Source organism: Erwinia sp. E_sp_B01_1, assembly GCF_036865545.1.
In the GTDB taxonomy this organism is placed as follows: Bacteria; Pseudomonadota; Gammaproteobacteria; order Enterobacterales; family Enterobacteriaceae; genus Erwinia.
Genome location: NZ_CP142208.1, coordinates 195,099 through 219,258 on the forward strand (window position 1 = coordinate 195,099; position 24,160 = coordinate 219,258).

Below are 24,160 nucleotides of genomic sequence, written 5' to 3' on the forward strand. Positions count from 1 at the left end.
TGCCCTTCAGAAGCTCTGCCATTGTGGGTGCTGAAGGCGTCATGCAGGTTCTTCCAGCGACAGACTCAGATCATAAAGCTCTGCCGTGTGCGGATGCTGAATGCGGCGCGCGCGTAAATCCTCTGCGCTCAACTGCTCAACCATTTCACCCTGCTGCATCACCCCAATTTGCGCACAGAGGTGGGTGACCACCGCCAGATTGTGCGTCACCATAATGTAGGTGAGTTTGCGTTCCTGCCGCAAGTCGCTGAGCAGATTCAGAATTTCCGCCTGCACGGAGACATCCAGCGCGGAAGTCGGCTCATCCAGCAGCAGCACTTCAGGCTCGGCAATCAGCGCTCTGGCAATGGCGACGCGCTGGCGCTGCCCACCGGAAAGCTGATGAGGGAAACGAAAACGTACCGTAGCGGGTAAACCCACTTCCGACAGCGCCTGAGCAATGCGCTGTTCAGCGCGATCAAAACGGTGGATCAGCAGTGGCTCATGCAGGATGCGGTCGATAGTCTGGCGGGGATGCAGCGAGCCGTAAGGGTCCTGAAACACCATCTGCACCTGACGAAAGAAGTTGCGTCCGCGATGGGAAGCCAGCGGCAGACCGCCAAACCGGATCTCACCGCCCCAGTCACTGTTCAGCCCGGCCAGCGCGCGCAAAATCGTGGATTTTCCGGAGCCGCTTTCCCCCACGATGCCAAAACTGGCGCCGCTTGCCACGCTAAAAGAGACGCCTTTTACCACTTCCTGAGAACCGAAGGCGATGCGCAGTTTATCAATATCAATCATACAGAATCCTCGCGCCAGGAGGCTTTACGCTGCATTACCGGCAAACGCTCGCGCGGATGGCGCAGAGAGGGCAGGCAGGCCAGCAAACCTTGAGTGTAAGGGTGCTTCGCCTGCTGCAACTCGCCTGCCGCCAGCATCTCGACGATCCTTCCGCCATACATTACCGCCACGCGATCGCAGAAATGCGACACCAGCGGAAGATCGTGACTGATCAGGATCAACCCCATTCCGCGTTCAGAAACCAGATCGTCAATCAGCCGCAGGATCTCCGCCTGCACGGTGGCGTCCAGCGCACTGGTCGGCTCATCGGCGATCAGCAGTTCCGGATCCGGCGCCAGCATCATCGCAATCATCACGCGCTGCCCCATCCCGCCAGAAACTTCATGCGGATAGCGTTTTGCCACCAGCTCCGGGTCGCGAATTTTCACCTGAGAGAGCAAATCGATGGCGGCTGTCATCGCGTCACGTTTACTGCCCCCTTTATGCTCGCGCCAGGCTTCAGCAATCTGCTGGCCGATGGTCATCACCGGATTCAGTGAATATTTCGGGTCCTGAAGAATAAAGCCGACGCGTTTGCCACGCACCTGGCGCAGCGTTTTTTCACTGGCTCCACGCAGATCGATACCGTCAAAGCTCAGTTTGTCCGCCACTACTTTTGCGCTGCCGGGCAGCAGTTGCATCAGGCTGCGTGCAGTCAGCGACTTGCCCGAACCGCTTTCGCCGACGATGGCAAACTTCTCCCTGCCAACGCTGAACGAGACGCCACGCACGGCTTCGAAGGTTTCCGTACCGCTGGTAAAACTGATATGTAAGTTCTGAATCTCAACCAGCATTTACTTCTCCTTAGGATCCAACACGTCGCGCAGGCCATCGCCGAGGAAGTTAAACGCCAGCGAGGTTAAAAAGATCGCAATACAGGGCATCAGCGGCACCCACCACTCGCTGAACAGGAAGCGGCGCGCGGTGGCGATCATCGTGCCCCACTCCGGTGACGGCGGCTGCGCGCCCATGCCCAGAAAACCCAGGCTGGCGGCGGTGATAATGATCGAACTCATGTCCAGCGTGACCCGCACAATCAGGCTTGGCACGCACAGCGGCATCACATGGCGCAGAATAATACGCAGCGGTGAAGCGCCGCTCAGACGGCTGGCGGCGATAAAGTCGCTGTGTCGGAACTGGAGCGTTTCGGCCCGTGCCAGACGGGCATAGGGCGGCCAGGCGGTAAGGGCTATTGCCAGGATGGCGCTTTCCACGCCCGGCGTCAGGGCAGCCACAAAGGCCAGCGCCAGAATCAGGCGTGGGAAAGCCAGGAAGATATCGGTGATTCGCATCAGCGTTTTGTCCAGCAATCCGCCTGCGTAGCCCGCGATACAACCGATAAACAGACCAATGGGCGCAGTGATCAGCACCACCGCAATCACCATGCCCAGCGTGGTTCTGCCACCGAAAAGCAGACGCGTGAAGATATCGCGCCCCAGCTCATCCGTTCCCAGCCAGTGCAGGGCAGAAGGACGTGCCAGACGGTTAGCCAGATCCTGGAAGCCAGGCTCATAAGGAGTTAATAACGGAGCGGCCAGCGAGAGTAACAGCATCAGCAGCACCACAATCAGTCCGCTCATTGCCAGCGGATGACGCTTCAGGCCCAGCCACAGACGGTAGCGCCGTCCCCACACCGCCTGACGACGGGTGGAAGGCGTCTCGTCGAGCAGCCAGCTTCTTGATAAGATTGTCATTTTACGCGGGGATCCATAAGTCGGTAGAGAATATCGGCACAGAGGTTCAGCAGCACGTAAGCCGTGCCTACTAACAGCGTGGCACCCACCACCGGGTTCATGTCCGCATTCATCAGTGAAGTGGTCAGATACTGCCCGAGGCCTGGCCAGGAGAAGACGTTTTCCGTGACTACCGCGCCTTCCAGCAGCCCGGCATAGGTCAGCGCCAGCACGGTCACCAGCTGCACCGCCACGGTAGGGAAGGCGTGACGCCAGATAACCCGACGGGAAGAGAGCCCCTTGGCACGTGCGGTAATGATGAACTCACCGCTCAGCGCGTTAAGCATAAATGTACGGGTCATACGGGTGATGTACGCCATGCTGAAGTAGGCCAGGATCAGCACCGGCTGTGCCATATGTGCCAGTGCATCCCAAAAGGCGCCGTAATCTTTTGCCAGCAAAGAATCTACCGTCAGCAGTCCGGTCACCTGGGGCACCATGTCCTGATAGATAATGTCCTGACGCCCTGGTCCGGGCGCAATGCCCAGCACCGCATAGAACACCAGCAGGCTGAGCAGAGCCAGCACGAACACCGGCAGGGAGTGGCCTGCCAGGCAGACCACGCGGATCACCTGATCAACCCATTTACCCTGGCGGACCGCCGCCCAGACACCGAGTGGAATGCCGATAATTGCCGCCACAATGATTGCTGCCGTAGCCAGCTCCAGCGTGGCCGGGAAGAATCGGGCAATATCCTCGCTCACCGGGTTAGAGGTCAGAATTGAGCGACCAAAATCCCCATGAAGGATCTGGCTGAGGTAGTGCCAGAACTGGATGTACAGGGGCTGATCCAGCCCCATTTCCTGACGAACGCGTTCCACCACGTCCTGCGGGGCATTATCGCCAACCGCCGCCAGTACCGGATCGGTCGGCATTACCCGACCAATAAAGAACGTCAGGACTGACAGACCAAACAGCGTCAGCAGCAGGCTTCCCAGCGTGCTGGCAATACGTATTAACCAGGACATCAGGCTTTTTTCACCTGCTCATAAGGGTTGTCGTTGAGCACGGTAATCTGCATTCCGGTGACGCCTTTGCTGCTGGCATAGGTGTTGAGCTTCTGGAACATAAAGATAAACGGGCTTTTTTCGCGGTGCATAGTCTGGATTTGTTCATACAGGGCGATGCGTTTTGCTGCATCGGTTTCATGCAGTGCGTCAGCCGTCATTTTGTTGAACTCTTCGTCAGACCAGCTGCAGCGCCAGGCCAGAGAGCGTACCCGGGCGTTGTCGCTGTTATCCGTATTGACGCTGAAGGCTTCGGTATTGGAGTTCGGATCAAAGTAATCGGCACCCCAGGCGGTGATCGCCAGCTGGTGCTGGCGGGCACGCATTTTGGTGAGTACCTGACGGTTCTCAGCGGCGATCAGCTTCACTTTAATACCGATGGCGGCCAGCTGAGTCTGTACCGCCTGCGCGATATCCGGGAAAGGCTGGGCGGAATAGTGGTCAAGCGTCAGCTCAAACCCGTCCGCAAAACCCGCTTCTGCCAGCAGGGCTTTGGCTTTGGCCACATCCACTTTAAACGGCTGGTCATTCAGCGCCGCCGGGAAGCCCGCCGGTAACAGGCTCTGATGGGTTTTGTAGGTCAGCGGAATGATGTTTTTCTGGATGCTGTCGTAATCAATTGCCCATTTCAGCGCCTGCCAGACCTGCGGCTTCTGCAGATGCGGATCTTTAGTGTTGCAGGACATCAGCATCAGGGTACCCACCATCTGCTGCACCACATTGAAATTTTTATCCTGCATCAGCGGCTTAAGCTGTTCGGTAGTCAGGTCACGGGCAATATCCACATCGCCTTTTTGCAGCATCAGCAGCTGGGCAGAAGGATCGATAATGTGTTTGGCAATCACCCGCTTAATCACCGATTTGGACGGATGCTGGGTGTTTTTTTCCAGGATAATGCTTTCACTGGCTTTCCAGGCGCGCAGGGTAAAGGGTCCGCTTCCGGCGCTGTGCTGTTTGATCCAGGCGTTGCCCTGGTCATCACCCGCCTGATTTGCCAGCGCGGTTTTCTTCTGCACGATGCTGCCTACAGGGGCAGACAGGCAGTAAAGCAGGAAAGTCTCGGCGGCCGGTTCGGCCAGATTCAGCACCAGCGTATGGGCATCTTTTGCCACGATCATCTGGTCAACATTCTCTTTGGTAAAGCCAAACTGATTGATGATAAAGGCCGGGCTTTTATCCAGTTTCACCACGCGTTGCAGCGAGAAGGCGGCGTCTTCTGCGGTCATCGGGCTGCCGTCAGAGAACTTCACTGCCGGATCGAGATGGAAAGTGAAGGTTTTCCCGTCTTCGCTTCTCTCCCAGCTGCTGGCCAGTTCACCTTTAATTTCGCTGGGCTTATCAGGGTTTGGCATCACCAGCCGCTGGTAGAGGTTGCCACAGATTTCAGAGCCAATGGCTTCAAAGCTTTCTGCCGGATCCAGGCTGGTCATATTGTCGAGTTGCATTGCCATCACCAGCATCGAAGGTGGGGTGGCGGCAAAGGCGTTGTTCAGAGAGAGGTAAGAGAGAAAAGGAACCGCGCTGCATCCTGCAAGAAAACGTCTTCTGGTAACCATGGTATCTCCAACTTATTGAAATTTAAGAATAATAAATGCTTTTATTGCTTATTAAGCCTTGACAGCAACCTGAGTTGTCAGGTAGTACTGAAAGCAGAAGCCCTTTTTTTGCTGCGCGAAACAGGCTGCCCTTTGGTGGTGCATCCTGCGTCAGCATGAAGCACCGGTCCTCCCACACTTTGAGAGCGAAATATCCCATGCCAGCACTGCGTTCTGATGCCGTCACCGTTCCCGTCTTTGACGGTCATAACGATCTCCTTATGCGCCTGTGGCTCTCCCATCAGGACGATCCCGCTTCGGCTTTTCTCAACGGGCCAGCGGCGGGCCAGATGGACCTGCCAAGGATTCGTCAGGGAGGTTTTGCTGGCGGGCTGTTCGCGGCTTATGTACCTTCAACTGGATCTGCTGCAAGAAACGCGCCATCTGTCAGGAAAGATCGCTCAGCTCCTGATTTTCAAGAGTTTGAGCCAACGCCGTGCCGGGAAGAGGCGCTGGAAATTACCCTGTCGATGATTGCCACATTACTGCGCATTGAGCAGCAGTCCGCGGGGGCGGCTCGCATTTGCCGCACGGCAGCAGATATCCGTCAGTGTATGCGGGACGGTGCAGTGGCCATGGTGATGCACATCGAAGGGGCAGAGGCGCTGGATGCCGATCTGGAGCTTCTGGACGTCCTTTATGCCGCCGGGCTGCGCACGCTGGGGCCGCTATGGAGCCGACCTAATATTTTTGGCGATGGCGTCCCGTTTCGCTTCCCCTCCTCACCGGATATTGGCAACGGACTGACCGCCGCCGGGCTGCGTCTGGTGCGGGCCTGCAATGCGAAACGCATCATGGTCGACCTCTCGCATATGGATGAAAAAGGGTTCTGGCAGACGGCAGAAATCAGCAATGCGCCGCTGGTCGCCAGCCATTCCAATGCTCACGCTTTGTGTCCGCAGTCACGCAACCTGACCGATCGCCAACTGGCCGCTATTGGAGAAACCCGGGGTTTTGTGGGCGTGAACTTCGGCACCAGCTTCCTGCGCGGTGACGGCAAAAAAGCGGACGATGCCACGGTGCTGGAGATCGTGCGGCATGTGGATTATCTGCTGGAGAAAGTCGGGGAAGATAACGTCGGCTTTGGATCGGATTTCGACGGCACCACGCTGCCGCCGGATATGAAAGACGTGGCCGGTTTACCGCTGCTGGTCAGTGCGCTGCGCGAGCGAGGCTATGGCCAGCCGCTGCTGGAAAAAATCTGCTACGGCAACTGGATCCGCGTGCTGGAAGCCACCTGGGGTGAGTAGCCATGCGTCTGCGTCATATTGAGGTTTTTCAGGCCATCGTCGACACCGGCAGCATCAGCGCGGCGGCCCGGCAGCTTAACGTCTCGCAGCCCAACGTCAGCCGGGTGTTGGGCCATGCCGAGCAGCAGTTGGGGTTTCCGCTGTTTGAGCGCCGCAGCCAGGGAATGATCCCGACGCTGGAAGCGCAGCGGCTGATCCCGGAGATCCGGGAGCTTTATGGTCGTCTGAAGGCGATTGGCACTCTGTCCGATCAACTGCGACGCGGCGAAGGACAAACGGTGAGAGTGGGGGCTGCCCATGCTTTCGGGCAGATGATTCTGGCGCCTGCGATGGTGGAATATCGTCGGCAGAATGGCTTTGTGAATGTCGATCTGGTGACGGAACACTTCAGCACGCTGTGCCAGAATTTACTGGAGGATCGGCTGGACTTCGCGCTGGTCTTCGGCCAGCAGGTCCCCGGTGAGCTGGTGGCTGAACCCCTTTTTCACTCGATGATGGTGGCTCTGCTGCCAGCCGATGCACAGGCACCGGCTACCGTGACGCTGGAGTGGCTGTGCCAGAACAATCTGCTGATGATGCAGAAAGAAGATCCGCTGGGGCATGTCCTGCACCGGGCGCTGCGTGATAAAGCGCTGCAGCCCGCCAACTCGTTGTATATCAAAACTTATTCAGTGATTGCCGATATGGTACTGGCGGGCGGTGGCGTGGGCATTGTCGATCTGTTCACCGGCAGGCGTTATGCCGGGCAGCTGAAGGTTGTACCTATAGCTCAGCCGCTGCCGTTTGAGGTGATGCTCATCAGCCGCCGGGATCGGCCACAGTCACAGTCAACGCTGCAACTGAAGCAGGTTATCCGCACTAAACTCTGGGAGCTGGCCCGCCAGTGCGGGGTTCTGATCGACCCAGGCCCCTGAGTAAAGTTTATCAGGCCGGTTTGCGGGCCGCCCTCTGCTCTGGCTGCGGCCTGAATGCCAAAACGATCTTTTACGCCGTTTCGTTATCTGCGTTGCAGATTAGAGGGCGCAAACTTTTCATCCCCCCGGACGGATGGTTAAATCCTGTATCGCTAAAAAGAGTTCAGGAGAGCCTGTGCTGTCATCGCAAATTATCAGTCAAACCATCCCGCGTAACTGGCTGGACCTGTACGAAACGATCTGGAAACCGGAGTTTTTTCCTAAATGGGCATCGGGGCTCAGTCAGTCGAGCCTGGTACAGGAAAGCACCCACTGGAAAGCCAGTGGCCCGGAAGGCGTGGTAAAAATCCGTTTCACCGGCCATAACCCCTATGGGGTGATGGATCACTACGTGGACACCGGTTTTGGCAAAGAAGTCTATGTGCCGATGCGTGTAGTGGCCAATCAGGAAGGCGCAGAGGTGTTTATCACCGTGTTCCGCCAGCCGCTGATGTCAGATGAGAAATACGCTGAAGATGTGGCCTGGGTGAGGCGGGATTTAAAGGCGCTGCACGCGCTGTTAACCAGCTAGCCAGTCATCGCCGGAATTTAATGAAAATCAGGGCTGAGGCGACAGTTGGTTTAACCCTGATCTCAGCATCCTGATTCAGTTGGGGGATCAGAAATGAATCACGCCTTTGATCAACTCCCGGTTGTTGATCACCTGAGATTCAAACACGTCAGCCAGCGCAGAAAACTCAAACCGCTGATTCAGCATCATTTCTGCACTGATTTTGCCTGCAGCCATTAACTGCGCCACTTTCTCAAAATCTTCCTGGGTGGCGTTACGGCTGCCCATCAACGTGGTCTCTTTCTTGTGAAAGTCGATATCCGGGATCTGGATGTCGCCTTTGTGCAGGCCGACAAATACGATGCTGCCGCCATGAGCGATAAGCGACACGGTATTGTTCATCGCTGCCGGATTGCCGGTGGCATCGATCACTTTACCTGGCAACCGTCCGGAGAATTGCGCGCGAAGCTGCTGTTCAAAATCACCGGCAGCGGCATCCAGTGCAGGAAGCGCCAGGTTCTGTTCAACATGCGCACGGCGGAACGGGCTGGTGTCTGCCACTACCACGCGGGCACCAGCGGCGTTAGCGATGGCGGCCACGCCCAGGCCAATCGGGCCTGCGCCCACGACCAGCACGCTTTCATCAGGCTGAACGTTGGCACGACGGACGGCGTGAGCGCTGATAGCGAAGGGTTCAATCAGCGCAGCGGCTTCCGAATCCACGCCGCTGACATCCAACAGATTGCTTTCCGGCACGCTGAGGTAATCACAAAACCCACCATCCTGATGGACACCAATCACCGAAATCTTTTCACAGCAGTTGGTTTTGCCGCTTTCACAAGCCGCACAGCTGCCGCAGGAGAGGTAAGGGATCACCGAGACTTTCTGGCCAATCCGGAAGCGGTGAGCGCCAGCACCCAGAGCAACAACCTCTCCGCACAGTTCATGACCCAGCACGCGAGGGTAGCTGAAAAAGGGCTGATTGCCTGCCCAGGCGTGGATATCCGTGCCGCAAATTCCGGCGGTCACAATTTTCAACAGGGCTTCACCCACGGCTGGCTGAGGCTTAGGGCGCTGCTGATAAAACATCTCTTTCGGCTGCTGGCATACCAGCGTCGTCATCGTGGTCATGGGTTTCTCCTTTGTCTGGCCTGAGTTATGGAATAAAACCGGCACGCTGCGCAGGATGCGTCGGCGGATTTGTGACTGAACGCGCCTTTCGCGGTCCTGAATTGGTTTTTAATGAATAAAAATCAGGAGAAGCCATGAGTCGCACGCAAAATCTTCGCCACAATGTGGTCAATCAGATGCTGGAAGGCATCAGCAACAAGCACATTCGATCGCCACTTCCTCCCCAGGCAGCGCTGGCGGAGATGTTTAACGTCAGCCGGACTACCGTTCGCCATACGCTGGCACACCTGCACGAACGGGGAGTGCTTGATAAGGTGCAGGATCAGTATCTGATCGTGCGTTATCCCAGCGAGGAGGACGGTTTTGATGCGGTCACTACCTCTCTTGATGAGCAGGCGCGGCAGTTTGAACAGGCCTTTTTCCAGATGATTAACCAGAAAACGCTGTGTGCAGGTGAAAGCTTTTCGGAGTTGCAACTGGCTCAGCTGGTGGGGGTCAGCCCGGTGGTAGTGCGCGAGTTTCTGCTGCGCTTCAGCCGCTACAACCTGATAGAAAGCGTTCGGCGGGGGCACTGGCTGATGAAGAAATTCGATCGCCGCTATGCTGAAAAACTGTTTGAGCTGAGAGAGATGCTGGAGACTCATGCACTGAACCGGTTTCTTAACTTGCCTGCTGGAGATGAGCGCTGGATCAAAGCGCGTGACCTGCTGAACCGTCACCGTGAAATGCGCGATACCATTGCCAGCAGCTACCGGATGTTCGCGCAGCTTGACCGCGAAATGCACCAGCTGATCCTTTCCGCGGCCGACAATCCGTTTATCGATCAGTCGCTGGAAATTATTTCGGTGATTTTCCATTCGCATTATCAGTGGGATGAAAGCGATCTTAAGCAGCGAAATATTGTCGCTCTTGAGGAACATATGGCGATCCTGACGGCTATTATCAGTCGCAATGATGTGGAAGCCAGCTGCGAACTGCACCGCCATCTCGCCACCGCAAAAGAATCAATGATTCGCTCCATAAAGCAATACAGTGACTGATACCTTACGAATATGCTTGTGGTGAAGCGAAATTCATTTGCTGCAAAAATATCCTCAGTCGGAAGTCTCGTGAGCCATTGCCTGATATTTTCCCAGGTCCGGGTTTTTTAGCGTGACAAGGATCGCGCTTTGTCGGGGGAGGCGCTAATAAAAAACCAATAAAAACCTGCAAACCCCAATCTGTAGCACGGAACAACAACATGGTTACTACGTGAAATTAACACCGCATTTACTCTGAGCAGGACATTTTCACCGCCCATAGCGGATTAACAGAAAACCTGACACTGGGGAATGCTTCATGGATAACAGCCCGATTGTGACTGGCACTGGCCGCGATATCGGCAGCGGCAAAGAGACCGTAGATATCGTCCCGGCGCATGGCAAGCTGGTTCGCTCTGCCCGCATTAAACGCGTGCAAACCACCGCGATGATTCTGCTGTTCCTTGCAGCCATTATCAACTACCTCGACCGCAGTTCGCTCTCGGTCGCCAACATGACCATTCGTGGCGATATGGGCCTGAGCGCCACCGAAATTGGCCTGTTGCTCTCGGCATTTTCTCTGGCCTACGGCATAGCGCAGCTGCCCTGCGGCACGCTGCTGGACCGTAAAGGCCCGCGCATCATGTTAGGGATTGGCATGTTTGTCTGGTCCTGCTTCCAGGCACTCTCCGGCATGGTGCAAAGCTTCACGCAGTTTATTCTGGTGCGTATTGGGTTAGGCATAGGTGAAGCGCCAATGAACCCCTGCGGTGTGAAGGTGATCAATGACTGGTTCAACATCAAAGAGCGCGGCATGCCAATGGGCTTCTTCAACGCCGCTTCGATGATTGGTCTGGCGATCAGCCCGCCGATTCTGGCCGCGATGATGCTGACCATGGGCTGGCGTGCGATGTTCGTCACTATCGGCGTACTGGGTATCTTCCTTGCGGGAGGCTGGTACATGCTGTATCGCAACCGCGACAATAAAACGCTGACCAAAGAGGAAATTAACTACCTGGAAGCGGGCAGCGTCAGCGCACGTAAAGAGCCGATGACAATGAAGGAGTGGCGTGGCCTGTTCCGCAACCGCACCATGTGGGGAATGATGATTGGCTTCAGCGGCATCAACTACACGGCGTGGCTCTATCTGGCCTGGCTGCCTGGTTATCTGCAAACCACTTACCATCTGGATTTGAAGGCCACCGGCTGGCTGACGGCGATCCCGTTCCTGTTCGGTGCAGCGGGTATGTTGCTGAATGGCTATGTAGTGGATGCGCTGGTGCGTCGTGGAATGCAGCCGGTGAAAACGCGTAAAATCTGTATCGTTGCCGGTATGCTGTTCTCGGCGGCCTTTACTGCCGTGGTCGTGCAGGCGACAACCACCTCAATGGCCGTGGTGCTGATCGGCATGGCGCTGTTCTGTATTCACTTTGCCGGCACCTCGTGCTGGGGTCTGATCCATGTGAACGTGACCTCACGTATGACGGCTTCTGTAGGCAGCATTCAGAATTTCGCGAGCTTTGTTTTCGCCTCCTTCGCACCGGTGCTGACCGGGTTTATTCTGGATAAAACAGGTTCATTCAGCATGGCGCTGACCCTGTGTGCCTGTGTCACCGTACTCGGTGCGCTCTCCTACCTGTTTATCGTTCGTGACCCGATCGTTGATGCGGTAGAAGAGTAAGTCGCCTTACCGGAGGGCGGTGAAAACTGGCCCTCCCGGCTTAAATATCCCTTTCTGCAGACACAAAAAAGGCTGCCCGTGGGCAGCCTCTTCTGGCACTTCCTTATGCACCATCTGTTATTTGTAGATTTCGGCGGTCATATACACGCCGTTATCCGCACGGGCACTGGTGATTTTGTAAGAATCAGCGCCTGAGGCTTTAGCCTGAGCAGCGATATTCGCTTCAGCGCTATCCAGAGTCGAGCCCTGTGCTGAAATGGACTGGGCAGCAAAGCTACCGAAAGAGACCAGTGAAAGAGCAGCAACAGCGGCGACAGACAGAGTTTTAATGGTTTTCATGGTTAAATTCCTTCTTGGTTTGCAGGTGAAGACTGTGTGTCTTCGATGGGTGTAATAATAACCCTACTAACTATTAGCATATTAACAATAAGTGCGATCTTAATCACACTTTCAGCAGGGGTTCAGTTCTCCACAAGCAATCCTCAGATAACACGCTGATTATAAATATAATAAAAAAGCTCCCTCAGGAGCTTTTGGTTTATGTCTGCCATATCGAGCGTGGTAAAGCGGGAAAATTTATACTCTTTCCCCGCTGGCAGCATCAAACAGGTGGATTTTTTCGGGATTAATTCCCAGCTTAACGGGATCGCCTGATGCCACATCAACCCGGCCGGTGAACTGTACGTGCAGGGGGAAGCCCTGCCAGTCAAGGTGCAGCAAGCTTGACTCCCCGGTAACTTCAATCAGCCTGACAATGGCCGCAGGCTGATCCGAAGTGGAAACCTGAATAAAGTCCTGCGCGCGAAGGCCAACCAACACCGGCTTCTCCGCCTGGCGTGCGGCGGCTTCATGCCAGCGGGTGGGCAGCGCAAACCATAACCCGTTACAGAGCACACCCGGCAAACCGTCACGGGTTTCCAGTTGCCCTGCCAGCAGATTCATCGGCGGGGAACCGATAAAGCGTGCCACAAAGGTATTCACCGGACGGTCGTAAATCTCCAGCGGTTTACCCTGCTGAACGATAACGCCCTCACGCATGACCACAATCCGATCGGCCAGCGTCATCGCCTCAACCTGGTCGTGCGTGACATAGACCATCGTTGTTTTGAACCGCTGATGCAGCGCTTTGATTTCAGCCCGCAGCTCCATACGCAGCTGGGCATCCAGATTGGAGAGGGGTTCATCAAACAGGAAAACCTGCGGATTGCGAACCATCGCCCGGCCCATCGCCACACGCTGACGCTGCCCGCCGGAAAGCGCCCGGGGAAAACGATTCAGTAGCTTACTGATGCCGAGGATCTCCGCCACACGGGCGATCTTGCTTGCCTGCTCATCGTGTTTAACCCGTTTCACCTTCATATGGAAGCCGAGGTTTTCTGCCACCGTAAGATGGGGATAGAGCGCATAACTCTGAAACACCATGGCGATGTCGCGATCCGCCGGATCCAGATCGTTGATCGGTTTATTATCAAGCAGGATCGATCCTTCCGTCAGGCTGTCCAGCCCGGCCAGCAGGCGCAGCAGGGTGGATTTCCCACAGCCGGAAGGGCCGACCAGAACGGTGAAATTGCCATCGGGAATGGTCAAATCCAGTGGATGGAGTACCGTTTGCTTACCGTAACGCTTGGTCACCTTGACCAGTTCAACACGAGCCATAATTCAGCGATCCCCAAAAAGTGGTAAAACGGCTAGCCTTTACTGCCGCCGCTGGCGAGCCCGCTGACCAGGCTTTTTTGCAGCCAGATGGCAATAAACAAGGGTGGAACGGAAGCCAGAATACCCACTGCCGCTATCAGGCCATCATCGGTGGCACGACCTGCGGTAAAGCCGGCAATGGTCACCGGCAGCGTCTGGGCGCTGATAGTGCTGGTAAACAGCAAGGCATAAAAGAACTCATCCCAGGCCAGCAGCCAGCCGAACAGCGCCGAAGCCCCCAGCACGGGCTTTGCCAGCGGCAGGGTAATCCGCAGCAGCACCTGCCAGAAACGCAGGCCATCCAGCCGGGCGGCCTGTTCAATATCGCGTGGCAGGGCATCAAACTGATTTTTCAGCATCCAGGTCAGGAACGGCAGGATCAGCGAGCAGTAGACCAGTATCAGGCCAAGGTGGGTATTCAGCAGGCTGAGCTGTTGCAGCACGAAATAGAGCGGGAGCACAAATGCCACCGGCGGCACCATATAAATTGCCAGGCTGCCGAACAACCAGCCTTCGCGGCCTGAATAACGGGAGAAGCTGAAGGCCGCCGGAATGGCTAACACGAGGGAGATCAGCGTGGCACCACAGGCTACCAGGATGCTGTTGCCCAGCGCATGAAGAAACAGAGCGCCCGGCTGACCAGCCTCCAGCGAAATCAGCGCGGCATACCGGCTGAAGTCCCACTGGCGTGGCAGCCAGCTCAGCGGAATACGCGTCAAATCGCTGTTGGAACTGACGCTCATCAGGAACAGCCACAGCATCGGCCCGAGGATGCTGGCGGCAACCAGCAGCGCAGCCAGATAACGAAAGACGACCCGTAGTTTAGGCTTCATTGATGAAACTCCTGCGCCGCTGGCGATAAAGCATGGCCAGATAAAGCGCTATCAACACGCTGCACATCAGGGTCATCAGAATGGCGTAAGCCGCACCGCTGCCCGCTCGCAGATAACTGAAGGACTCCTGGTAAACGAAAAAACTCAGGGTTTTGGTACTGTCGACCGGGCCGCCGCGCGTCATCACATAGATGATGTCGAAGATTTTAAAAGCATCGATGGTGCGCAGGATCAGCGCCACGCTCAGCGGGCCGACGATAGCCGGGAAGGTAATGGCCTGGAAGCGGCGGAAAGCGGAAGCGCCATCCAGCCTTGCCGCCTCATACAGATCCTCCGGAATTGACTGCATGGCGGCGAGCGTCAGTAGAGTCACCAGCGGGTAGTTTTTCCACACGTCGGCCAGCATCACGGCATTCAGCGCAGAGTCCGGCGATCCCAGCCAGCTGCGGTAGCCATCAATGATGCCCAACTGCGTCAGCAGGGCGTTGATGCTGCCGTAATCAGGATTGAAATTCAGCCGCCACATCATGGCGTTAACAATAGTGGGCAGTGCCCAGGGCAGGATCACCAATACCCTCAGAAAACTGCGGCCATAAAATTTCTGGTTCAGCAGCAGGGCCACCAGCACGCCAATAATCCCCTCCAGCGCAACGGATACCACGGTGAAATAAAGTGTTCGCCAGAGAGAGGAGAGGAAATCGGGATCGGTCAGGGCATAAAGATAGTTCTCAATGCCCACATAATTCACTTCGCCACCGTTGCCAATCAGCGCGGCGTCGGTAAAGCTCAGCCAGAGGGTTCTTAACAGGGGCCAGGCCGTCAGCAGGCCCATCACAATCAGCATGGGTGCCAGAAGCACCCATGCCTGTCGTTTTTCACGCTGTGGCAAACTCAGCATCGCTGCTCCTTAATGCAGACGCTGTGCGCTTTTGGTCACGGCCTGCATACCCGCTTCCGGCGTCTGCTGGCCCTGCAGGATCTGTTGCAGTTGCTGTTGCAGCGTGTTGGACAGTCGGGAATAGTCGGCGGTGATCGGACGCATCAGCATCACATCAAGCGCAGGTTTCGCCGCCGCAATCAGCGGTTCCTGGCCTTTCTGCACCGCCGGATCGTCATAAGAAGATTTCCAGATTGGCAGGCTCAGGCGGGCATATTTGTTCTGCACCGGCTGAGAAGTCAGATAGTGGATATAGTTCCAGGCCTGATCGGGATGGCTGCTGGTCTGGGTGATGCCCAGGCCCATCGATCCGTTCATGGCGGCCACGGCACCCGGTTTTTCAGAAGGGGCAGGAATGATGCCGACCTCACCGGCTACTTTGCTCTGTTTAGGATCGTTAGCCATGTTGTACATGTAGGTCCAGTTCAGGGCGAAAGCCGCATCCCCGTTGGAGAAGACTTTACGCACATCCTCTTCCAGGTATTCGCGGGAGTTGGGGTTAGTGACGCCTTTATCCAGCGTGGATTTCATGTAGCTCACCGCTTTCACTGAACCGTCATCGCTGAAATTCAGCTTCCCGTCCTGGGTGAACTGGCCGCCAAAGGCGGAAACCAGCGTGGTGTAATCACAGACCAGCGCTTCCGCCTGCGACCAGCTCCACACCAGCGGGTATTTCACAATGCCTTTCTCTTTCAGGATCTGCGACTGCTCCATCACCTGCTGCCAGTTTTTTGGCGGTTCAGCGATCCCGGCCTTAGCCAGCATGGCTTTGTTATAATAGAGATATTTGGTGTCGAGGATCCACGGCATCCCCCACTGTTTGTTATTCCAGCTGACGGTACTCCAGGCGCCGTCAAAGACCTTAGCCTTTTCATCCGGGGTAATTTTGCTGGTGATATCTTTCAGCATGTTGAATTTGCTGAATTCTGCCGGCCACATATCGTCAAATAACACCACGTCGTAGCCATTACTGCCCGCCCCACGAGCCGCGACGATTTTGTCGTGCAGAGCTTCATAGGGGACAAACTCGAGGTTGACGCTGACGTCGGGATTGGCTTTTTCGAAATCGCTGGTCATGGCGCGCACATCGCTTTCGCTATAGGCGGCCTGGGACATAAACAGGGCGTTGATCTGGGTTTTTGCCGAGGTCACTCCGGAGGCGCTAAGCGCCAGCAGGGTGAGTAAACAGCCGGTAACACGGGGGGTAAATCGACTCTTCATACAAACTCTCCGGTGACAGTACATGAGAAGCGATTAATCAGTTTTATTTAGTGTGAATGACGGGTTTCCCGCAGGGCAGGCAGTAGTGCCGCACCCAGCGCGCCCGCTGCATCGCCAAGAGCAGCCTGAACAATCAGCCTGTTCAGGGAATAGCCCTCTGCCCGATTAAGTGCTGCATCCAGACCTGACTGATAAAGGGGGAGCAGCGTGGCGGCACTGCCGCTTAAAACCGTGATATCCGGGCCATAAAGTGTCAGCAGGGTGTTCAAACCGCGTCCCACGTTCTGACCATAGTGATACAAAATCTCTGCCACGCGCGGGCTGGCAGCGCTCATCTCACTCAGCACCCCCAGAGTGTGGCTGTCCCAGGCAAGATCGGGGATCTGCCGGGCCAGCGCCTGCTGCAACCAACCGCGAGAGGCCAGCATCTCCCAGCAGCCCTGCAACCCGCAGTAGCAGTTCACCGGGTCGGAAGCGATCGGGATATGGCCGGCTTCAGGATGTCTGCCATCGGCACTGCGCAGCGGCTCGCCATCCATTAACAGGGCGACGCCGATACCGGTGCCCAGCGTGACCATCATCATGCGTTTGCTGCCGCGCCCGGCACCCAGATGGTACTCACCCAGGGCGGCCACCACGGCATCATTATCAATGGCTACCGGTATCGCCAGCTTTTCACGGAGCTGCGCGACCAGGGGGAAAAAGGAAAAGCAGGCCAGCGTATCGTTGTTTTCAATCATTTCGGTCTGATTATTTACCGGACCGCTGGCCCCGATCCCCAGACTCGCCAGCGAGTTGCCTGCCGGCAGCAACTGGTGGAGCCTGTCAACCAGCGCCTGGGCCCGCAGCGCCTCAGGCACTGTGGCGAACCAGGCTGTAGGGATCGTCTCAGACACCACTTCCTGCTCACCATCCAGCACTGCAATGCGGGTGCCGGTGCCGCCCATATCAATACCGGCCCGGAGAGGAAGCCTGGGTGATGTCATATTTTTACCGTTATCTTTTTACCGTAGAGGAATTCACCAGGCACCATGCCATTACCCCGTGCAAGCGTAACGGTGAGATGCTGAACCCAGAGCATAGCGCAGAGTAAACGGGTCAGGGGGATCTCTCCGGAAGCTTCAAGCCACTGACTCTTGGCGTAGGCCGCCGGCCCCACGGTGACCACGTCGGTGCCGTTATTCAGCAGATCGCCCGCCAGCGTTTTCAGCGTGCTGTCGCTGCCGTCGCCGAAGAGTACGGTCAACATACCGGCTCCCGACGTTTCCATCGGACCATGCCGGAACTCGCCGCCGATAAAGCCTTCAGCACTGACTTTCGAGGCCTCTTTAATAATCAATGCGCCGGTTAACGCCGTGGCGGCATCGGCCCCCATTCCTACCATCGCCACGCGTGGATTGGTATGGCGGAACAGACGATCGGTAATTTTCCGCACGGGCGTGCGCTGCTGAATAATTTCTGCCACTTTTGGCAGGATGCCACGCACTTCCTGCAGCAGCGGCTGCTCATCCTGGCCCGTCAGCGCATACAGCGTGCGGTAACTGGCCACTAAGGTATTCAGATAGCTTTTGGCGCTGACCGTCGCCTCTTCTCCACTCTTCAGCTCCACAACGATATCGGCCTTCTGCGCCAGCACGCTGTTGATATCATTGGTAAGGCCAATTAAGGTTTTTGGCCTCCGTATCCTGCCGAGCGCGGCCACCACTTCGCCACTCATCCCGGACTGAGATGTCATCCAGAGTAAGGTTTTTGACGTGACGATGTTCGGCATATCCAGCAGGCGCCCTGCATCGATCCGCCAGACGGAATAACCTTGTGCGATCAGCTCACGTTCGATCGGGATCAATGCGTAGTCTGAAGATCCCATTCCTGATAAAACGATGCGATCGTAGTGACTAAGATCCAGAGAGTTCAGCTCGTCGGGCAGGGCATAATCGAGCTGGTCGTTCAGGGCGGTAACCTGCTGATCCAACTCTTTTTCATAGTCGCTGAAGCGTGTAGGGGTCATGGTTTTATTCTCAAACTTGTTAATTTTGCTAACGTGTTTAACCATATATGCACGAATTCGTGCAGTCAATACGCTTATCCAGACGAACTGCTTATATTAGCCGCTGAAAAAGCGCTGCGGGATGACATACTGCACGTTATGAGCCAGTATATGCATCAAAACGTGCATTTACAGGATGAGGAAGTAAAGGATGACGGCGTCGCAGCGAAGAACGCAGATAATAGAAATGATCGCAGAACGGGGCTATCTGAACGCCGGAGAGCTCTCGGAGATCTTTAGCGTGGACAGTTCCACCATCCGCCGTGACCTCTCTTTGCTGGAAAAAACAGGCAAAATCATGCGCACCCACGGTGGCCTGCTGCCGGGAGAACCGGCTGAGGCTCTGGATACTCCGTTTAACGTGCGGCTGACCATGAATGCGCAGGCTAAAACCGCGATTGCTCACTACGCTGCCAGCCTGGTAAAAGATGGGCAATCGCTGATTCTGGATAACGGATCTTCCGTCTATGCGCTGGCTCTGGCGCTCAGGGAGAAAAAGAATCTCACCGTGGTGACCAACGACATTTACACCGCCATAGCGCTTGGAAACCATCCCGGCATCACCGTGCATGTGGCGGGCGGGATGATGCTCGACAAGGTCTATACCCTGGTGGGGCAGGAAACTGTGGAGAAGATCAACAGTCTTCACGTCGACTGGGCGTTTATGGGGGCAGAAGGCGTTCATCCGGAGAGCGGCCTCACCAATATCAATACGGTGGAAATCCCGGTGAAGCAGGCGATGATCAAAGCAGCGGAGAAAACCGTGGTACTGGCCGACAGCTCCAAAATAGGGTACCGCACGCTGGCACATGTCTGCCCGCTCAGTGATATCAGCCTGATTGTGACTGAGGAGTCGCCAACCCTGAAGCAGCGGTCAAAATATGGTTCCCGCCTGGTGGTCGTGAAGCCTGAAAACGGCTAGCGCTACCGGTTTTTTTACCCCTTCCCACGGCAGGAATTCGCACTAACTGCCGCAGAGCCAGGCAAAATTGCACTAAGATCAGTTCTTTTAGCTGCAAAGGTGAGTCTGTAATGCTGTATCGCCGCTTTGAGAAACTGATCGATATTTTCCAGGAGGCGCCCAGCGCCACGCCGCCCGACAGCATCTGGGCATTCTACGTCTATTATCTTCGTCAGGTCTGGCAAAGCTTCGCCATGCTGCTGGTGGTCGGCCTGATTGCCTCACTGATTGAGGTGGCGCTGTTCCGCTATCTGAGTAACATTATCGATATGGTTAACAGCACGTCTGCTGCCACTTTTTTCAGTGACCATGCCACTGCGCTTATCTGGATGGCCGTGGTGGCCCTGGTTCTCAGACCCCTCTTTATCGGCCTGCACGATCTGCTGGTCCACCAGACTATCAACCCCGGCATGACCAGCATGATCCGCTGGCAGCATCACAACTACGTGCTGCGCCAGAGCCTCAATTTTTTCCAGAACGATTTCGCCGGTCGCATCGCGCAACGCATCATGCAGACCGGGAACGCACTGCGTGACTCTTCTGTACAGGCGGTAGATGCCCTGTGGCATGTGCTGATTTATGCCATCACTGCGCTGGTCCTTTTTGCGGAGGCCGACTGGCGACTGATGATCCCGCTGCTGGTCTGGATTGTGGGGTATATCCTCTGCCTGCGCTATTTTGTGCCACGGGTGAAATCACGCTCCGTTGCCTCGTCGGATGCCCGATCAAAACTTATGGGAACCATCGTTGATGGTTACACCAATATCACCACCCTGAAGCTGTTTGCTCACAGCGATCTGGAACGGGCCTACGCCCGCGAAGCGATTGGCGACCAGACGGAGAAAACCCGTCAGCAGGGCCGGATGGTGACCAATATGGATGTGGTGGTCACCACGCTGAATGGTCTGCTGATTGTTGGCACTACCGGTCTGGCGCTGTGGCTCTGGACGCAGTCGCTGATTAGCGTGGGGGCTATTGCGCTCGCTACGGGCCTGGTTATCCGCATTGTTAACATGTCCGGCTGGATCATGTGGGTGGTGAACGGCATTTTCGAAAATATCGGCATGGTGCAGGATGGCCTGCAAACTATTACGCAGCCGGTCAGCGTCAAAGATAAACCTGAAGCGCCGGCCCTGAAGGTGCACAGCGGTGAAATCCGTTATGACCACGTCGATTTTAATTACGGTAAAGAGCGTCGGGTGATCGATAACCTGCAGCTGACCATTCGTCCCGGTGAAAAAATCGGGTTGATTGGGCCTTCAGGTGCCGGGAAATCCACGCTGGTCAATCTGCTGCTGCGCCTGTATGACCTGGATGGCGGCAGGATTGTGATCGACGGGCAGGATATTTCGCAGATCGGCCAGGAAAGCCTGCGGGCGCAGATTGGTATGATCACTCAGGATACCTCGCTGCTGCACCGCTCCATCCGCGATAACCTGTTGTATGGTCGCCCCAAAGCAACCGAAGCCGAGCTGCAACAGGCGATCCACCGGGCAAAAGCTGATGAGTTTATCCCACTGCTTTCTGATGCGCAGGGCCGTTACGGACTGGATGCCCACGTAGGTGAGCGGGGCGTGAAGCTTTCCGGGGGACAGCGTCAGCGAATCGCCATTGCCCGGGTGCTGCTGAAGGATGCGCCAATCCTGATAATGGATGAGGCGACCTCCGCGCTGGATTCCGAAGTGGAGGCAGCTATTCAGGAGAGCCTGGAGACGCTGATGGGCGGTAAAACGGTGATTGCCATTGCCCACCGTCTGTCGACCATCGCAAAAATGGACCGGCTGGTGGTGCTGGAAAAAGGCCGTATTGCGGAGATTGGCAGCCATCGCGAACTGCTGGAGAAGGGCGGTTTATATGCCCGGCTCTGGGCGCACCAGACCGGTGGATTTGTTGGCGAAGAGTAAGTCAGCACGGCACTTCAGGAAGCAGGGCGATTCTCTTCAGCAGGAGAGAATCGCTTCTGAACGGATTGCCCGTGACGGTAAATGGCGGTCAATCCTGGCGGGTATTGGCTTTTACAGGGAGTTTTAGCCCGCCTCGCCCTGTCGGCGATAGGGTAAGGCTTCTCTGGCTTCTTCTGCCCATGCCCGGACGCCCGCCCGCTCCTGAATCAGGAAATCCTCCACCGCTTCATGCAATCCCTGATGCCGCAGATAATGCCAGGACTCCGTGATCACTGGCTCAAACCCGCGTATCAGCTTGTGCTCACCCTGAGCACCAGCATCAAAGCGCTGTAATCCGTTAGCAATGGCATACTCCATCCCCTGGTAGAAACAGGTTTCAAAATGCAGACGGTTAAACTCTTCCAGACAGCCCCAGTAGCGACCATACAGCGTGGTGCCATCCATCAGGCTGAACGCCATCGCAACGGCCAGTCCCTGCTGCGTGGCCAGCACAACCCGAATGGCCTGAGGCATTCTCTCCGCCAGCAGGCTGAAGAAGTCTCTGGTCAGGTAAGGGCGCTGGCCCTGGACGGCATAAGTGTTGGCGTAGCAGGCGTAGACAAAGTCCCAGTGAGATTCGCTGAGCTGGCTTCCGGTCAGCCACGCAAACTCAAAGCCCTGGCTGGCCACCAGCTCGCGTTCTTTGCGGATCTGCTTGCGCTTGCGCGACATCAGCGTATCGAGGAAATCCTGAAAATCGCGGTAGCCGGGATTATGCCAGTGATACTGGCAGCCCAGACGGGAGAGCCAGCGATCCTCTTCAGCGAGCAGTGAGCGGGTATGGGCATTGCCAAAGTTAATGTGCGCGCTGTGCAACTGGCGTTGCTGGAGGAAGCCCGGTACGGCCTGAAGGAGCTGCTGACCTGCATCCCGGTCTCCCAGCAATCGCGCACCGGTGACCGGGCTGAACGGCACCGCCGCCAGCCATTTGGGATAGTAAGGCAGACCCGCCCGCTGACACGCCTCTGCCCAGGCGTGATCGAAGACATACTCTCCCCTGGAGTGGGTTTTACGGTAACCAGGCAACGCAGCCCGTACCTCGCCCTGTTCAAGCCAGAGCAGGTGTTCAGGCTGCCAGCCGGTTCCCTGACCCAGCGAACCGCTCTCTTCCAGCGTGCTGAGAAAAGCATGGCTGATAAACGGCTGGTCGTCCGGGGTCAGGGCATCCCACTGACTGGCGGGAAAGTCGGCCAACGTCGTCAGGAGAGTAAGAGACATAGAGATACTCCGTTTTTACGGCGACTACGGCCCCCGTACATGGCAGATCACGAAGTGTTAAGGTGAAGGTTTTTGTGGTGAAGATCAACGTCTGATACTGTTACCGCACAGGCCGCTAAAGCCTGTGCGGTGCGGGAGCGCAGAGGTTAGCGGACGCCATCCGTCAGCGTATATTTGACTTCATCCTCTGGCGTATCGCCACCGACCCGGACGATCGGACCCATGATAAACAGGAAGCAGAGTGCAGCGACCACGCAATGGGCACCCACAAAAATCAGCCCGACGCTGTAGCTGCCGGTCAGGGCCACCAGGTAGCCAAAGATAATAGGGGTGACGATCCCGGCGATATTGCCGACGCAGTTAAAGATGGCGCCAGCCAGCCCCACCGCCTCTTTAGGTGCGGTGTCGCTGATTATTGCCCAGGTGCCTGCTCCGGCCGCAATGCCTTTACCGTAAAAGGCAAAGGACATAATGGCGATCACCCAGAAATTGCTGTTGGCCCCGGCGGCGGCAATCAGCGTGGCGGCCATCAGCATCCCGACAATATAGGGCGTTTTACGCGCCCAGGAGACTGACCAGCCAGTGCGGATCAGGTAGTCAGAAATCACGCCGCCGGAGATCCCTCCCAGGAAGCCAAACAGCGCTGGCGCTACGGTGGCAAAACCAGCATGAAGAATATCCATCCCTCTGGCCTGAACCAGATAAATCGGGAACCAGGTAATAAAGAAATAGCTAAGTGCGATGGTGCAGTACTGACCAATATAGGCACACCACAGCATTCGGTTAGTGAGTAATTTGCGGAAAGTTTCCCGCGAGAGCCGTTTTTTATCTTTTCGCTCGGCAGCGGAATCAATATCAATCAACCCGCCACCTTCAACTATATAGTTCAGTTCATCAGCGGAAACAGCGGGGTGCAAACGGGGCTCTTTCATATACCAGAGCCAGACGAAGAACGCGCCGATGCCAATCACCCCCAGCACAAAGAACGGCCAGGGCCAGCCATATTCTGACACCAGCCAGCCAGAGAGAGGCGAGAAGATCCCTACGGCAAAATATTGTGATGAAGCAAATAAAGAAGAGGCGCGCCCGCGCTCAGCTTTGGGGAACCACATAATGGCCACGCGTGCGTTGGCCGGGAAGCTGGGGGCCTCAATCAATCCCAGTAAGAAACGCAGGCTGAACATAATAATTAATGCGCTGGTGACGCCCTGAGAAAACTCGCCAATGAATCCCATCGCCAGCGTCGACAGCGACCATAATACCAGCGTGACGCCATACACTTTTTTGGTGCCGAAGCGGTCAAGAAATAAGCCGCCGGGGATTTGCCCAATCACATAGGCCCAGCTGAACGCGGAGAGCACAAAACCCAGTTGAACCGGCGTAAGGCCAAATTCATCTTTTATTGCCCCGCCGGCGATCGACAGAATAGAGCGATCGGCATAAGCAATCACCGACAGAAATAATATCAACATCAATATCCAGACGCGGACATGCGACCTTTTTTTTGCCGTCATAGTAATGACCCTTTTTTATTCTTCATGTGCGGACAATGAATGAAATGGCTCAGTCATTAGCAATAACCGATCTCAGCGGGATCAGGCTGGTG

General features: G+C 56.1%; 22 protein-coding genes. 7 read left to right on the forward strand and 15 right to left on the reverse strand.

The features are described 5' to 3' along the window. Positions 1 to 39: 39 nt before the first annotated feature. Genes VRC33_RS00860 through VRC33_RS00880 form a run of 5 tightly spaced genes read right to left on the reverse strand, consistent with a single transcriptional unit; the run spans position 40 to position 5,115 of the window. A complete protein-coding gene (locus tag VRC33_RS00860) occupies positions 40 to 780 on the reverse strand; it encodes an ABC transporter ATP-binding protein (protein WP_338559916.1) in 741 nt (246 codons plus the stop codon). Beyond that, positions 777 to 1,613, reverse strand: a complete 837-nt coding sequence (locus tag VRC33_RS00865; protein ID WP_338559919.1) for an ABC transporter ATP-binding protein — start codon at positions 1,611 to 1,613, stop codon at positions 777 to 779. The genes VRC33_RS00860 and VRC33_RS00865 overlap by 4 nt, the downstream gene beginning before the upstream one ends. Further along, a complete protein-coding gene (locus VRC33_RS00870) occupies positions 1,614 to 2,513 on the reverse strand; it encodes an ABC transporter permease (RefSeq protein ID WP_338559920.1) in 900 nt (299 codons plus the stop codon). It abuts the gene before it with no gap. Beyond that, positions 2,510 to 3,520, reverse strand: a complete 1,011-nt coding sequence (locus VRC33_RS00875; protein ID WP_338559921.1) for an ABC transporter permease — start codon at positions 3,518 to 3,520, stop codon at positions 2,510 to 2,512. The genes VRC33_RS00870 and VRC33_RS00875 overlap by 4 nt, the downstream gene beginning before the upstream one ends. Beyond that, positions 3,520 to 5,115 (reverse strand): ABC transporter substrate-binding protein, encoded by a 1,596-nt coding sequence (locus tag VRC33_RS00880; protein WP_338559922.1) that lies wholly within the window; start codon positions 5,113 to 5,115, stop codon positions 3,520 to 3,522. Before VRC33_RS00880 ends, VRC33_RS00875 begins: the two co-directional genes overlap by 1 nt. Positions 5,116 to 5,312: 197 nt before the next feature. Here VRC33_RS00880 and VRC33_RS00885 point away from each other — a divergent pair, with 197 nt between their 5' ends. From VRC33_RS00885 to VRC33_RS00895, 3 genes are all read left to right on the forward strand, one after another. Further along, complete coding sequence (locus VRC33_RS00885; RefSeq protein ID WP_338559923.1) at positions 5,313 to 6,404, forward strand: dipeptidase; 1,092 nt, start codon at positions 5,313 to 5,315, stop codon at positions 6,402 to 6,404. A 2-nt stretch (positions 6,405 to 6,406) separates the two neighbouring features. After that, a complete protein-coding gene (locus tag VRC33_RS00890) occupies positions 6,407 to 7,318 on the forward strand; it encodes a LysR family transcriptional regulator (RefSeq protein WP_338559924.1) in 912 nt (303 codons plus the stop codon). Positions 7,319 to 7,493: 175 nt separating this feature from the next. Continuing rightward, positions 7,494 to 7,889: a polyketide cyclase gene (locus tag VRC33_RS00895; protein WP_338559926.1), complete on the forward strand. Its 396-nt coding sequence runs from the start codon at positions 7,494 to 7,496 to the stop codon at positions 7,887 to 7,889. A gap of 87 nt (positions 7,890 to 7,976) precedes the next feature. Here the strand turns inward: VRC33_RS00895 and VRC33_RS00900 are convergent, their stop codons facing one another. Then, positions 7,977 to 8,999, reverse strand: coding sequence for a zinc-binding alcohol dehydrogenase family protein (locus VRC33_RS00900; protein ID WP_338559928.1), 1,023 nt, complete (start codon positions 8,997 to 8,999; stop codon positions 7,977 to 7,979). Between the two features lie 134 nt (positions 9,000 to 9,133). Here VRC33_RS00900 and VRC33_RS00905 point away from each other — a divergent pair, with 134 nt between their 5' ends. Next, positions 9,134 to 10,039: a GntR family transcriptional regulator gene (locus VRC33_RS00905; RefSeq protein ID WP_338559929.1), complete on the forward strand. Its 906-nt coding sequence runs from the start codon at positions 9,134 to 9,136 to the stop codon at positions 10,037 to 10,039. A 427-nt stretch (positions 10,040 to 10,466) separates the two neighbouring features. After that, entirely contained in the window at positions 10,467 to 11,699 is a 1,233-nt protein-coding gene (locus VRC33_RS00910) for an MFS transporter (RefSeq protein WP_338564403.1), read from the forward strand. A gap of 117 nt (positions 11,700 to 11,816) precedes the next feature. Here the strand turns inward: VRC33_RS00910 and VRC33_RS00915 are convergent, their stop codons facing one another. From VRC33_RS00915 to VRC33_RS00945, 7 genes are all read right to left on the reverse strand, one after another. Continuing rightward, positions 11,817 to 12,038, reverse strand: a complete 222-nt coding sequence (locus VRC33_RS00915) for a YdgH/BhsA/McbA-like domain containing protein (protein ID WP_338559930.1) — start codon at positions 12,036 to 12,038, stop codon at positions 11,817 to 11,819. A 237-nt stretch (positions 12,039 to 12,275) separates the two neighbouring features. Continuing rightward, on the reverse strand, positions 12,276 to 13,355 hold the full coding sequence (gene ugpC / locus VRC33_RS00920) for a sn-glycerol-3-phosphate ABC transporter ATP-binding protein UgpC (RefSeq protein WP_338559931.1): 1,080 nt from the start codon (positions 13,353 to 13,355) through the stop codon (positions 12,276 to 12,278). Positions 13,356 to 13,387: 32 nt separating this feature from the next. Continuing rightward, positions 13,388 to 14,227, reverse strand: a complete 840-nt coding sequence (locus tag VRC33_RS00925; protein ID WP_338559932.1) for a carbohydrate ABC transporter permease — start codon at positions 14,225 to 14,227, stop codon at positions 13,388 to 13,390. Then, positions 14,217 to 15,125 (reverse strand): sugar ABC transporter permease, encoded by a 909-nt coding sequence (locus tag VRC33_RS00930; protein ID WP_338559933.1) that lies wholly within the window; start codon positions 15,123 to 15,125, stop codon positions 14,217 to 14,219. Before VRC33_RS00930 ends, VRC33_RS00925 begins: the two co-directional genes overlap by 11 nt. A gap of 9 nt (positions 15,126 to 15,134) precedes the next feature. After that, positions 15,135 to 16,385, reverse strand: a complete 1,251-nt coding sequence (locus VRC33_RS00935; protein ID WP_338559936.1) for an extracellular solute-binding protein — start codon at positions 16,383 to 16,385, stop codon at positions 15,135 to 15,137. Between the two features lie 47 nt (positions 16,386 to 16,432). Continuing rightward, on the reverse strand, positions 16,433 to 17,371 hold the full coding sequence (locus VRC33_RS00940) for an ROK family protein (RefSeq protein ID WP_338559937.1): 939 nt from the start codon (positions 17,369 to 17,371) through the stop codon (positions 16,433 to 16,435). Then, the gene (locus VRC33_RS00945; protein WP_338559938.1) at positions 17,368 to 18,393 is read right to left on the reverse strand and encodes an SIS domain-containing protein; all 1,026 of its coding nucleotides are present in this window, start codon (positions 18,391 to 18,393) and stop codon (positions 17,368 to 17,370) included. The genes VRC33_RS00940 and VRC33_RS00945 overlap by 4 nt, the downstream gene beginning before the upstream one ends. Before the next feature lie 190 nt (positions 18,394 to 18,583). Here VRC33_RS00945 and VRC33_RS00950 point away from each other — a divergent pair, with 190 nt between their 5' ends. Together VRC33_RS00950 and VRC33_RS00955 are read left to right on the forward strand one after the other, a co-directional pair. Next, positions 18,584 to 19,354, forward strand: coding sequence for a DeoR/GlpR family DNA-binding transcription regulator (locus tag VRC33_RS00950; RefSeq protein ID WP_338576868.1), 771 nt, complete (start codon positions 18,584 to 18,586; stop codon positions 19,352 to 19,354). A 110-nt stretch (positions 19,355 to 19,464) separates the two neighbouring features. Further along, complete coding sequence (locus VRC33_RS00955) at positions 19,465 to 21,297, forward strand: ABC transporter ATP-binding protein (protein ID WP_338559941.1); 1,833 nt, start codon at positions 19,465 to 19,467, stop codon at positions 21,295 to 21,297. A gap of 123 nt (positions 21,298 to 21,420) precedes the next feature. On the opposite strand, the gene VRC33_RS00960 is transcribed toward VRC33_RS00955, so the two are convergent. After that, entirely contained in the window at positions 21,421 to 22,554 is a 1,134-nt protein-coding gene (locus VRC33_RS00960) for a GNAT family N-acetyltransferase (RefSeq protein WP_338559942.1), read from the reverse strand. 146 nt (positions 22,555 to 22,700) lie between these two features. After that, on the reverse strand, positions 22,701 to 24,068 hold the full coding sequence (locus VRC33_RS00965; RefSeq protein WP_338559943.1) for an MFS transporter: 1,368 nt from the start codon (positions 24,066 to 24,068) through the stop codon (positions 22,701 to 22,703). Positions 24,069 to 24,160 lie beyond the last annotated feature (92 nt).